Source organism: Helicobacter sp. 11S03491-1, assembly GCF_002272835.1.
In the GTDB taxonomy this organism is placed as follows: Bacteria; Campylobacterota; Campylobacteria; order Campylobacterales; family Helicobacteraceae; genus Helicobacter_J.
Genome location: NZ_MLAO01000002.1, coordinates 127,327 through 139,947 on the forward strand (window position 1 = coordinate 127,327; position 12,621 = coordinate 139,947).

Sequence of the window (12,621 nt, forward strand, 5' to 3'; positions counted from 1 at the left end):
TTTAAGCTGATTATAAAATTATAAGGAAATAAATGCAAAAAAGGCAGTTTTGGTCGAATCGTTTTACCTATATTTTGACTGTAGCAGGGGCTACAGTAGGGTTTGGGGCAACATGGCGTTTCCCTTATTTGGTAGGAGAAAATGGCGGAGGGGCATATGTACTGGTTTTTGTGGTAGCGATGTTGTTAGTAGGTATTCCTGTGATTTTGGTAGAAAATGTTATTGGTAGGCGTGCTCATATGAATTGTGTGGATGCTTTTGGGGGAAAGATTGATGGGAAAAAAATTTCAAAATATTGGAAAATTTTTGGCTATACAGGATTGATAGGCGCTTTTGGGATTTTAGCTTATTATATGGTATTGGGAGGTTGGGTAATTTCTTATATTACAAATATTTTTAGTGGAGAATTAAATCTTTCTAATCCTATCAACAAAGATATCACATCGGCATTTTATTCTCTTCATATTGAGCATTCACCCTTGTTGATTGGATTTTATACATTTATTTTTGTATTGGTTAATTGGTGGATTTTATCTAAGGGGATTATCAATGGGATTGAGCGTTCCATGAAATATTTAATGCCTTTATTATTTTTGTGTTTGTTGGCTATGGTAATACGTAATCTCACGATGGAAGGGGCTATGGAAGGGATAACATTTTATTTGATGCCTGATTTTAGCAAAATTACACCAAAGCTTTTTATTCTAGTTTTAGGGCAAGTATTTTTTGCGCTTTCATTGGGATTTGGCGTCATGATTACCCTTTCATCTTATCTGCATAAAAAAGAAAATCTTGTGCAAACAGCTTCAATGACAGGTATTTTAAATACTTGTATTGCAATTATGGCAGGTTTTATGATATTTCCTTCACTTTTTAGTTTCGGATTGAGTCCGGATTCAGGTCCTTCGCTTGTATTTAAGACTTTGCCAATAGTATTTTCTTATATGCATTTTGGAAATCTGTTTGCGATATTGTTTTTTTGTCTTTTGATTATTGCAGCTTTGACAACCTCATTGCCTATTTATGAGGTTATTATCACGGTTTTGGAAGAAAAATTACAATTTAAACGTAAAAATGCTATTTTTTTGACTCTAAGTTTTGTTTTTATTTTTGGAAATATCCCTTGCATATTGGCTTATGGACCTTGGAGAGAAGTAAAAATTATGGGAAGAAATATTTTTGATACCTTTGATTTTGTGAGTGGCAATATATTTTTTGTTTTCACCGCTTTGGGCGCAAGTATTTTTGTAGGTTGGGTGCTTAAAATAGAGGCTATCAAAGAGTTAATGATGGGGAGCAGTTGTAAGGCTATAATCATTAAAATTTGGTATGGGTATGTTAAATACATTATTCCTGTAGTGATATTAGTGATTTTTGTGAGTGGATTTTTGATTTCGTTTTAGCTTAATCAATCAAGGCTTATTCTATTATTTTTTCATACCATGATAATTTTATAAAATAATATTTTTAATATCTTTTTAATAATTTATGAATAAAATGTCAATATTATTATTTTTTATAAATTAATAATATTTAGTTTGGTAACAAAAAATTAAGGGTGGAAAATGTGGAAAAAATCTCTAAAATTCGCTTTATGGGCTTTGTTTGTTACAAATTTAGGGGCATATGAAACAAATGAAACAAAAGATTATGAATTGAATAAAATCATTACTACTTCAAATAGAATGCCCACTTTAATCTCAGAAGCTCCCGGAAATGTTACGTTAATGGAACATAAAGAGATTAAAGATAGGACATCTCAACAACTAAGCAATATGCTAAGCGTTATAGCAGGGGTAAAAGTAGATAAAGATGCCGGATATAATGGGCGTCCTCAAGTTTTTATGCGTGGGATTCCTTATGGAAGTCTTATCATGCTTGATGGAGTGATTCTCAATGATTTAGAGGGAGAAATGCGCGTTATCCAATCAATTTCAAGTATGGATATACAAAGAATAGAAGTAGTTCGAGGTCCTTTTTCAAGTCTATATGGGACAGGTGGGATTGGAGGGGTTATTAATTTTATTACCTCAATGCCTACCAAACCGGAAGCCAAAGCATCTTTGGGGTATGGTAATGAAATTGTCTCCGGAGGTAGCGAGAAAAACAGAACAAGAGGATACTTTAGCATAGGGGATGTATTTTTAAACAACAGACTCCGTATTAAAGCGAGTTATGGCTTTAGTATGAGCGATGGGTATGCAAGAGTCCCTGCAATTATGAAAAATACATTTTCTGCCGGCGATAAAATTACTTTTAATGGAGTCAATCCAAGTAAAGGTGATATTGTAGGGAATTTGGGTCGTAGCGGTTATGTAACCAACAATGGACATATCAAAATCCAATATGATGAAGGGGATAAGGATACAACAAGCGCAAGTCTTAATGTTTCAACAATTAATGAAAATCAAAATTCTACAACAACAGATTTGAGGACACAAGGAGGGCAACCGGTATATGGAGGAGCAACTGAGAGCGGATTTTATAGTCCATTTTATGGAATTGGTTGGGCAGGATTTCGTTTTGAGATCAACTATATTGCTTCCATTTCACACAAGCATTATTTCAATGAAAATTCATTTTTGAACACTACTGTTTCTAGTGTAAATTTGGTCTCACACTTTAGTGATGGTGATGGAAATAATCCCTCCACAAGTATTTTTGGAGGTCCGGGTAAGTCTCTGGATAATACAGCTACAAGCAATTATTTAGATATTATTTATGAAAATAAACTTTCAGATAAACACACCTTGATGATTGGGCTTCAAGGTAGAATTATGGGAGCAACCAATCAAAGGCATAATGTTGGAAATTGGACTGGAAGTGATTTTTGGAATGATTATACAAACTTGTATGCACAAGACAATAGTAATGCTTGGACAGCGGCACTTTGGGGACAATTTAGCAGCAAATGGAGTGATGTTTTGAGCACGAATCTTGGATTGAGATTAGATTATTGGCAAACATTTAATATGAGTACTTTGGATACAACAGACAAACATAATCCGGATAAACAAAAATTTCCGGATACAAAAGAATTTTTTCCTTCTCCAAAATTTGCAATCAATTATAAGCCTCTCAAATATACTTTGTTAAAAGGATCTGTCGGACTTGCTTTTAGAGCGCCTAATACCAGAGAAATGTATGCGCATGCCCACAGTGGAGATTATCAAGAAAATAATCCGTTTCTCTCTCCGGAATATGGAGTGGAATTTGATATAGGGATAGAGCAGAGTAATGCTTATGGGGGGTTATTGAAGGTATATTATTACCAGACAGAAATGTTCCACGCAATCTATAAAAATGGCACAGGGAGTATAGATGATCCTTATCAAAATATTAATGGAGGACATGAGCGTATCAATGGGGTAGAATTAGAAATAGATCAAAAGATTTATGGAGATTTGGTATTGAGTGCAAATTACACTTGGACGAATGCTAGGATTATAAAAAACAAAGCCAGACCGGATACTAATGGTCATTATATTGCTTCTATTCCGCCCCATATGGGACATTTAGCATTGTTATATGGAGGAGAGAATCAAGAAGGATTTTTTGGATCTTTGCAACTCAATGCCCAATCAGGAGCTTATGCAAATATCCAAAATACCAAAATAGAAAAAAATACTTTTGGTTCTATTGATTCGCGTGTGAGTTTTGATGCAAAATTAGGCTATGAATTTCATAACAAAACTTCTTTATCCGTTAGTTTTTTAAATTTTACTAATACACAATATTATGATTATTATAAAGCACCCGGAGCTTCATTTTATATACAAATTTCAAGTAAATTTTTATAAAATGATGGATTATTTATTTTTTTAGTAAATATTATTTTTTATCACTTTATTTTTTTAATTTGTCTTATTTATAAAAATTATGGAATAATAAATATGCTTAATAACCAAAAAATAAAGGGATAATTATGAAGTATATACTAGTGTTTTTGGGGCTGATGCTTGGAGTTGCTTTTGCTGCTGAAGGTGATATTACCCCAAATCAAGCAGCAGATTTTTTTTATCATCAATTTGGAGATAAAGCAAATCCCCATAAAAAAGTCAATCATACTAAAGGTTTTTGTGTTAGCGGAAAGTTTGAGGCACGCAAAGATATTGATGAATTTGTCAAAATTCCCTTGCTTGAAAAAAATGTCAGAGTTTTGGCAAGATATTCTACAGGTGGAGGAAATCCGAATGCAAATGATAAAACCTCCGCGCATGGTCTTGCTTTGAGATTTACAAATGGCAAGGAACAATGGGATTTTGCTACGCTTAATGGGGTGATTAATGCAGGCAAAACTCCTAGTGTGATTGTAAAATTTTTGGAAGTAGTAGGCAATCCGGCAAAGAAAAAAGAACTTGAAGCGCTTATAAAAGAATATCCCGGCGTTGGGCGTATTTTGGAATATAACAAAACTATAGGAGTGCCTTTGAGCCTTGCGAATGTACAGTTTAACTCACAACATGTTTATGGAGTTTTAAGTCCTGATGGTAAGATATTGCATGCAAAAATTATTTTTGTCCCTCAAGCAGGCATCATCGAACTTTCTGCTAAAGAAGCGCAAAAAGTTGGTGATAATTTTTTAGAAGAAAGGTTTTTAAAAGATTTGAGAAAAAATAATGTAAATTATTATATGTATTTAGTCCTTGCTAATCCTAATGATGTTATTGATGATATTAGTGCCCCTTGGGAAAATACTAACAAAAAAATTTTTCTAGGCACTTTAAAATTAAACAAGTTTAAGGGTGATTCTTGTAATTTGGATGTATTCTTGCCGGGTATCCTTCCAAATGGCATTCAAGCTCCCATAGACCCTGTTTTTGAATTTCGTAATCAAACTTATGGCATTACGTTTCAAAGACGTCAATAAGCCTTTCTAACCTTTGATGATATTAAGGAAAATATAGAATTCATTCTATGGTTTCCTTAAAAAAATACTTCTTGTTTTAGAAAATTTTCTACCAAACCTCTATTTCCATCGTTTCTTGAGTATAATTTTTTCTCAAATAATATTATTTTTTATATAATAATAAGGATTAGATATGCAAGCACATAGGAGAATATTGGTTTTATTTTTTGGTTTGCTAACAGCAAGTGATGCTCAAGAAGTCCAAAGTTATATGCTTGAACGTCAAGTAAGCACGGCTACACGATCAGAAACTACAATAGAAAAAGCCCCCGGAAATGTCAGTGTTATTACTTCTAAAGAAATGAGACAGAGAAGCCCACAAAAAATCAATGATTTTATCAAGAATTATGAGGGTATCCATATTTTGAATAATGCCGGATTAAACCCACGCCCTGCAATCACAATACGAGGTATCAACAAGGGAGTGCTTGTTATGCTGGATGGGGTAATATTAAGTGATTTAGAAGGAGAAAATCGTCTTTTGGATGAAATTTCTCTTTATGATATCTCAAGAGTAGAAGTAGTTCGGGGTCCTTTTTCAAGTTTGTATGGGACCGGAGCAATTGGAGGGGTAGTAAATTTTATTACTTCAATGCCTACAAAGTTAGAAAGTATGGTATTGTTAGGGTATGGGAACGGGTTTAAAGATCGTCAAGCAGACCTAAATTTGACTAGAGGTTATGTGAGTGTTGGAGATGCCTTTTTTGATAAAAGGCTTCGTGTTAAGGCAAGTTATGGCTTCACGACTTCGGGAGGTTATCCAAGTGTGCCTGCATTTGGATCTCAGAGTGATTTTGCCAAATTGAGTGGGATAACCGGCTATACTATAGACAAAGCAGGCAATTATATTGCCGGAGATACAGGTAGAAGAGAATATGTACTTCAAGATTTTAGAGTAAAAGTAGAAGGCGATCTTGGCGATCAAGATACCATAAGTCTTTTATCTTCTATATCCAACCATCATTATGATTTTGTTGATCCAAAATCAAACTTGAAAAATGCACAAGGTCAAAGTGTTTATGGTAATGAATCTTATAATCCATTTATTGGAAGCGGGTATGAAGGGATAGGAAGTTACACGCATTATATTAATTCTATATCTTATACCCACACTTTCGAAGATGAGTCTAATTTAAAGACTACTTTTTCTTCAGTCAGATTATCCAGTTATTGGCTTGATGCAGATTTGTCTGCTACCCCTGCGCCAACACTCTCCGGAGGCAAGGGCTATTCTCAAGATATTTATACAGATAACAATTATTTAGATGTGGTGTATGATAAAGGTTTTGGCAAACATCTCTTAAGCTTAGCATTTCAGGGGCGATATATGAGACTAGATCAATTGAATCATAATTTTAGTGATTGGAAAATAAAAAATTATGACTTAGGATTAGGAAAGGCATATGGAGGACAAGCTTTTTTAGTAGCCGGGTATGTGCAATTAGATAGCTCATGGACCAAAAATCTCAATACCACATTGGGATTACGCTATGATTATTGGCAAAATTATGACAATTACACGCAAATTAAATCAACAAAAACTTATATCCACAATCTTTCCCAAAATGCTGTCTCTCCTAAAGTTTCGATCAATTATAATCTTCTGAATAAAGTAGTTTTTAAAGCTTCGATAGGTTCAGCATTTCGTATGCCTACTTTAAGAGAAATCTTTCGTATTAGCACTATCACCAGAAAATGGGAAAATAACCCCAATCTCAAACCCGAAAGAGGGATTTCATTTGATATAGGAGGAGATGTGAATACTTTTTGGAGCGGTGTACTTAAGGTTTATTATTTCCAAACAGAACTTGATGGGATGATTTATCGAACCGGAAATGGCAAGGAGGCTTCACCTTATCAAAATAGAAATGCCGGACATGGAAGAATCAATGGAATTGAATTGGGGTATAGCCAACCTTTAGGAGGAGATTTGTTGCTCAATGCAAGTTATACTTGGACGAATGCAAGAATCATTAAAAACACCGCTAACCCTTCTATTGAAGGGAAGTATCTTCCAAACACTCCCCCACATATGGCACATGTTGCTTTATTGTATGGTGCTAAATATGGATTTTACGGATCTATAGCAGGAAATTTTCAATCTGCTTCTTATAGTGATGATAAAAATAGCAAGATCTTGAAACATACCTTTGGCTATTATGATACACAGCTTTATTTTGATGCAAAATTAGGCTATGTCCTTAAAAATAATCTTGATTTAAGTATAAGTTTTTTAAATTTTACAAATAATCGATATTATGATTATTATCAAGTTGCAGGGGCATCATTTTTTGCTCAAGCAAGAATGAAATTTTAAAATTAGGTCAAAAAAATGCTCCAAGCAATACAAAATTATTGGGATCAACGATCAAATACTTATGCGCAAGAGAATTTAATAGAACTTATGAGTGAAAAAAAGCAAAAATACCAAGCAATATTTTTCAAATATATCCCTTTTGATTTTAGAGAGATGAGGGTTTTAGATATTGGTTGTGGTCCGGGGATTTTTTCAATCTTATTTGCAATGCTTGGGGCTAAAGTAAGTGCGCTGGATTATACTCCGGCTATGCTTGATCATGCTGGAAAAAATGCCTTGAAGTATGGGGTTGAGATTGATTTTTTTGAAGGAAATGCACAAGAATTATTTTTTGAAGAAAGCAGTTTTGATATAGTGGTCTCTCGAAATTTAACTTGGAATTTGCCCGATCCCCAAAAAGCCTATATGGAGTGGTATCGCGTGCTTAAAAAAGGTGGAAGAATGCTTAATTTTGATGCCAATTGGTATTTGCAACTTTATGATGAAGAACAAAAAAAATCTTATCAAGAAGACAGAGAAAAGGTTGCAAAAATAGGTATTTATGATCATGCAAAAAATCCTTACGCACATAAAATGGAAACCATCGCAAAATCTCTTCCATTAAGCAAAATAAGACGCCCACAATGGGATTATGAAGTGCTGAGTTCTCTAGGATTTGAAATAATAGCCTATGATAAGGAATTTTATCAAGAGATTTGGGATGAAAAAGAGAAAATAATGTTTCATGCTACCCCTATGTTTTTGCTGGTAGCTCAAAAATAAATTTTGAAACTATTTATTGTGATTTCATTGATTTTTGTTAAGTTTTCGCACTTCGGTAATACTTTTGCCCCCTAGGCCATAATTGTCTGTTTGAATTTCATCAATAATGACAACTATGGAGGATTTATTTTTATTTAAAATTTTTGTAAGCAGTTCACTAACTCCTGCGATTAATTCTTGTTTTTGTTTGGGGGTAGGTTCTCCATTTTCTTGAGTGATTTTGATATTAACAAAGGGCATTTGATTTTCTCCAATCGCAATGAAATAGCTTTTTGAGATATTATATACACTAATTTAAGTTAATAAGAGTTTTTTATGGAAAAATAAAATAAATATCTTAAGGAGCCTTTTGTAAAAAGTAGATTTATAAAAATTTGATTTTATGCTATCAAAGAGATTATTTTAGTTTAAAATTTTGTTTTTAAGAAGATTTTTTGGATTAGAAACCGGAATTTGCAGATAAATCTTAATACAAACAATCTAAATTTGATTTGTTTCATAGCTAAAATGGTATAAAATGAAATAAAATTTTATATTGACAAAAGGTATGCAATGGCTATAGCTTTAGCTTTAAAATATCGCCCCACTCAGTTTAGTGATCTTATCGGGCAAGAGAGTGTTTCACAGACTTTGTCATTGGCTCTTGATCATGGACGTATTTCTCATGCTTATTTATTCAGCGGTCTTAGAGGTAGCGGCAAAACAAGTTCAGCCAGAATCTTTGCTCGTGCCCTGCAATGTGAAAAAGGTCCCACAAGTACACCTTGTGGAGAGTGCGATAATTGTAAATCTGCGCTTGAAAATCGCCATCTTGATATTATTGAAATGGATGCAGCTTCAAGTCGTAAAATAGATGATATTAGGGATTTGATTGAGCAAACCAAGTATCGCCCCAGTTATGGAAGGTATAAAATCTTCATTATTGATGAGGTGCATATGCTTACAAAAGAAGCATTTAACGCACTTTTAAAAACCCTTGAAGAGCCTCCTGAATATGTAAAATTTATTTTAGCCACAACTGATCCGCTCAAACTTCCTGCAACTATTTTGAGTCGAACACAACATTTTCGATTTAAAAAAATCCCTCATAAAGCGGTGCTTACTCATATTGCACATATATTAGATATAGAGGGAGTGAGTTATGAACCTCAATCCTTGGAAATTATTGCCAGGAGTGGTTCAGGTAGCCTTCGAGATACGCTTACAATCACTGATCAAGCAATTAATTTTTGCAATAAACATATCACAACCCTTAAGGTTACTGAAATGCTTGGTGTGGTTGATCCCCATATACTTGAGGAATTTTTTGGTGCAATTTTGGATCATGATAAAACAAAGATTCAAGACATTCTTGTGCTGTTAGAAGAATATGAATGTGAAATGATCATTGATGAGATGATGATGTTTTTAAAGCAGGCTTTGCATTCAAAAAATAAAAATTTTCCTATCATTATCATTGATAGATTTTTGCGCATTTTGAATGAGAGTAAATATTTGCTCAATCTAAATTCAGATGGGGATTTTGTTCTATTGTTATTAAGTTTAAAAATGGAAGAGGCGATGAAAGTGAAAGATATTGATTCTATGATTGAGGAATTAGAATCTCATTTGTCTCAAAATAGAGTGTCCAAATCCTTTCAACATCAAGCTGAAGTTAAACCTACGCATGATTCTTCAACCCAAGAGATTTCCATGCAACCTTCCTCTATACTCCCAACTAAAAATTTATTTGAAGTTTTGATTGCAAAAATTTATGATAGAAACAAAACATTAGGGGAGATATTCGAAAAAAATGTGGCATTTGTATCTTTTGCAGATTCGATTTTAAAATGGAAGTCATCAGCAATCGGGGAAGATAAGGCAATGCTTTTGCAGAATTTTCCTTATATCAAACTTATGGTCCAAGAGATTTATGGTGTTTCTACCAAAATAAGCCCTTCTCAATCTCAACAAGAAAATCCATCCCCACAGCTAAATTCCCTACCCACACCACGAGCAACCACGCAAGATTCTATAAAATCTGAGACAATCTCACCCATACAAACTCAACCCACTCCACAACCCTTGAGTTCAAGATCTTCTCATGAAATATTCAAAGAAGAAAATAAAGAGCTTATTGAGAGCATCAAGATTAATCTGGGAGCTACTCAAATGATAGTAATAGACAATAAAGATCAGCAATGATAGAGATTTGTGCAGATATCAAAAAGCTTGATTTGGTTGTGAAGCAAATTGTAAAAATAACACAACAAGGGGCTAAAATTTTTTTATTAAGAGGTGATTTGGCTAGCGGAAAAACAAGCCTTATAAAGGCATATACAGCTTATTTTTATCCTGATGAAATCGTTAGTTCGCCTACTTTTACACTGATGCATTGTTATGGGGAGATTTATCATTATGACCTCTATAGACGATCATTGCAAGAAGTGTTGCAACTAGGGCTGTTAGAGTGGCTTGAAAATCAAGGAGTGCATTTTGTTGAATGGGGCAGCCAACAATTAGAAAAAATATTGAAAGAGAATGGCTACAATGCTTGTGTGATTGAGATTATCAAGCATGAAAATAATCGAACTTATAGGATAAACTGTGGATAGACTCAAAGCTCAAAATCTTAGCAAGCAGATTAAAAAAACAAAAATTGTTCATGATATTTCTATTGAAGTAACAAGTGGTGAGGTTGTAGGACTTTTGGGTCCTAATGGCGCGGGAAAAACGACAACATTTTATATGATATGCGGGCTTTTGCCTCCTAGTGGAGGTAAGGTTTTTCTCAATGATATAGATCTTTCTAATTACCCTTTGCACAAACGATCCAATATGGGGATTGGCTATTTACCTCAAGAATCAAGTATTTTTAAAGACTTGAATGTAGAGGATAACTTAGCTTTAGCAGCCCAGAGTACTTTTAGCAGCTCAAAAGAAGCGCAAAATAAAATAGAGCAAATGTTAGAGGCTTTTAACATTGTGCCTATCAGACATCGTAAAGGATTGAGTTTGAGTGGAGGCGAGAGAAGAAGGGTCGAGATCGCAAGGGCATTGATGAAAGATCCGAAGTTTATTTTGTTGGATGAGCCTTTTGCAGGTGTTGATCCTATTGCGGTTATTGATATACAAAAGATTATTGAGCAACTTGTCTCTTTGAATATTGGTGTGTTGATCACAGATCATAATGTAAGAGAAACGCTTTCTGTGTGTCATCGTGCTTATGTGATTAAAAGTGGGGCATTACTTGCTAGTGGAAATAGTGAGCAAATTTATGAAAATCCACTAGTAAGAAAATACTATTTAGGTGAAAATTTTAAGGTATAGTCATGGCAACAGGGGCTAAATTACGTCAGAATGTATCTGTTAAAAATAAACTTTCTACGACATTGAGGGGTTGGTTGCCCATACTTCAAAGTAATGTGCTTGAGATGGAAGAGACTATTAATGAATACGCCAAAGAAAATCCTTATATTAGTCTTAAAAGCTCAATTGTTCAAGACTTTAGCTCCAAACTCAAGCAGCCTTATCCCAATACGCCTCTAAAAAACTCTATTAGTGATAAAATAGAATCAATGAGCATCCAAGAAAAGAGTCTCTATGAAATTTTAGATGAACAAATTCTTCCCCCACTTTTTCCTACAGAAATTTCTGTTTCAATTGCAAGAAATATTATTGATAATATCAATGAAGAAGGTTATTTTGATGGTGATGAGCTAGAAGAATCGAAACTTATTGGTGTGAGTGTAGAACAATATGAAAAGGTTAGACAAAGATTTGCCTATCTTGATCCTAAGGGTGTAGGTTCAAAAAATGTGATGGAGTCATTTTTGTTTCAATTAGAAGATGTCCAAGATATTCCTGATGAGATTTATTCTCTATGTGCATGTATTATTAAGGACCTGGGCAATCATAAAAATTATGCTTCTAATAGTGGATATACTCTTGCGATGAAGACTATACGAACTTTCAAAAATCCTCCGGCATTGGCATTTGTTCAAAAAGAAGCTTTTATTATTCCGGATATTTTAGTATTAGACAATGATGGAGAAATTCAAGTCCAATTAAACGATGATTTTTATCCAAGTGTTGTGATTGAACCTATCAAGGTGAAATCTGCTGAAGGAGAAAATTATTTAAAAAACAAATTAAAAGAAGCGCGAGATTTGATTGATGCCCTTGATATGCGTAAGCAAACGATTCGAAAAATAGGACTCATGATTGTAGAATACCAATATGATTTTTTTATGGGCGGAGAAATGAAGCCTATGCGTCTCAAAGATATTGCTGATGAGTTTGGACATTCTCCAAGTACAATTTCACGTGCTATTTCGAATAAATATCTTGAATGTTCCAGAGGTATATTGCCCATCAAGAGTTTCTTTACTACTGCAATTGATGGAGACACTTCCAATGCCTCTATCAAAGATTTTATTGCAGATTTGATTAAAAATGAGAATCATAAAAAACCATTGAGTGATTTAAAAATCCTTCAAACCATTGAAGAAAAATTTCAACTCAAAATGGTTCGTAGGACTATTACAAAATATAGAAAACAACTCAATATTGGTAGTTCAAGTGAGCGAAAAAGACTTTATGAAATGAGCGTATAAGAAGTTTAGATAGCAAAATTCAAAAGAAACTTGTTATT

10 protein-coding genes are annotated in these 12,621 nt (G+C 33.8%); 9 read left to right on the forward strand and 1 reads right to left on the reverse strand.

The window, feature by feature from the left end:
* Nucleotides 1-32: 32 nt before the first annotated feature.
* The 5 genes from BKH45_RS01835 (at nucleotide 33) to BKH45_RS01855 (ending at nucleotide 7,988) form a co-directional block, all read left to right on the forward strand.
* Nucleotides 33-1,403 carry a sodium-dependent transporter gene (locus tag BKH45_RS01835; RefSeq protein WP_095273769.1) on the forward strand — a complete coding sequence of 457 codons (1,371 nt, stop codon included), beginning with the start codon at nucleotides 33-35 and terminating at the stop codon, nucleotides 1,401-1,403.
* Nucleotides 1,404-1,565: 162 nt separating this feature from the next.
* On the forward strand, nucleotides 1,566-3,800 hold the full coding sequence (locus BKH45_RS01840; protein WP_095273770.1) for a TonB-dependent receptor: 2,235 nt from the start codon (nucleotides 1,566-1,568) through the stop codon (nucleotides 3,798-3,800).
* Between the two features lie 125 nt (nucleotides 3,801-3,925).
* Nucleotides 3,926-4,870 (forward strand): catalase, encoded by a 945-nt coding sequence (locus BKH45_RS01845; RefSeq protein WP_095273771.1) that lies wholly within the window; start codon nucleotides 3,926-3,928, stop codon nucleotides 4,868-4,870.
* A gap of 172 nt (nucleotides 4,871-5,042) precedes the next feature.
* Nucleotides 5,043-7,226, forward strand: a complete 2,184-nt coding sequence (locus tag BKH45_RS01850) for a TonB-dependent receptor (RefSeq protein WP_095273772.1) — start codon at nucleotides 5,043-5,045, stop codon at nucleotides 7,224-7,226.
* A gap of 15 nt (nucleotides 7,227-7,241) precedes the next feature.
* Nucleotides 7,242-7,988, forward strand: a complete 747-nt coding sequence (locus tag BKH45_RS01855) for a class I SAM-dependent methyltransferase (protein WP_095273773.1) — start codon at nucleotides 7,242-7,244, stop codon at nucleotides 7,986-7,988.
* A gap of 24 nt (nucleotides 7,989-8,012) precedes the next feature.
* On the opposite strand, the gene BKH45_RS01860 is transcribed toward BKH45_RS01855, so the two are convergent.
* Complete coding sequence (locus tag BKH45_RS01860) at nucleotides 8,013-8,228, reverse strand: 4-oxalocrotonate tautomerase family protein (RefSeq protein WP_095273774.1); 216 nt, start codon at nucleotides 8,226-8,228, stop codon at nucleotides 8,013-8,015.
* A 312-nt stretch (nucleotides 8,229-8,540) separates the two neighbouring features.
* Between BKH45_RS01860 and BKH45_RS01865 the strand changes: the two genes are divergently transcribed.
* Genes BKH45_RS01865 through BKH45_RS01880 form a run of 4 tightly spaced genes read left to right on the forward strand, consistent with a single transcriptional unit; the run spans nucleotide 8,541 to nucleotide 12,583 of the window.
* Nucleotides 8,541-10,172, forward strand: coding sequence for a DNA polymerase III subunit gamma/tau (locus tag BKH45_RS01865; RefSeq protein WP_095273775.1), 1,632 nt, complete (start codon nucleotides 8,541-8,543; stop codon nucleotides 10,170-10,172).
* On the forward strand, nucleotides 10,169-10,582 hold the full coding sequence (tsaE, locus tag BKH45_RS01870; protein WP_095273776.1) for a tRNA (adenosine(37)-N6)-threonylcarbamoyltransferase complex ATPase subunit type 1 TsaE: 414 nt from the start codon (nucleotides 10,169-10,171) through the stop codon (nucleotides 10,580-10,582). The genes BKH45_RS01865 and tsaE overlap by 4 nt, the downstream gene beginning before the upstream one ends.
* Complete coding sequence (gene lptB, locus BKH45_RS01875; RefSeq protein ID WP_095273777.1) at nucleotides 10,575-11,297, forward strand: LPS export ABC transporter ATP-binding protein; 723 nt, start codon at nucleotides 10,575-10,577, stop codon at nucleotides 11,295-11,297. The genes tsaE and lptB overlap by 8 nt, the downstream gene beginning before the upstream one ends.
* A gap of 2 nt (nucleotides 11,298-11,299) precedes the next feature.
* Nucleotides 11,300-12,583, forward strand: a complete 1,284-nt coding sequence (locus tag BKH45_RS01880) for an RNA polymerase factor sigma-54 (RefSeq protein WP_095273778.1) — start codon at nucleotides 11,300-11,302, stop codon at nucleotides 12,581-12,583.
* Nucleotides 12,584-12,621: the final 38 nt, after the last annotated feature.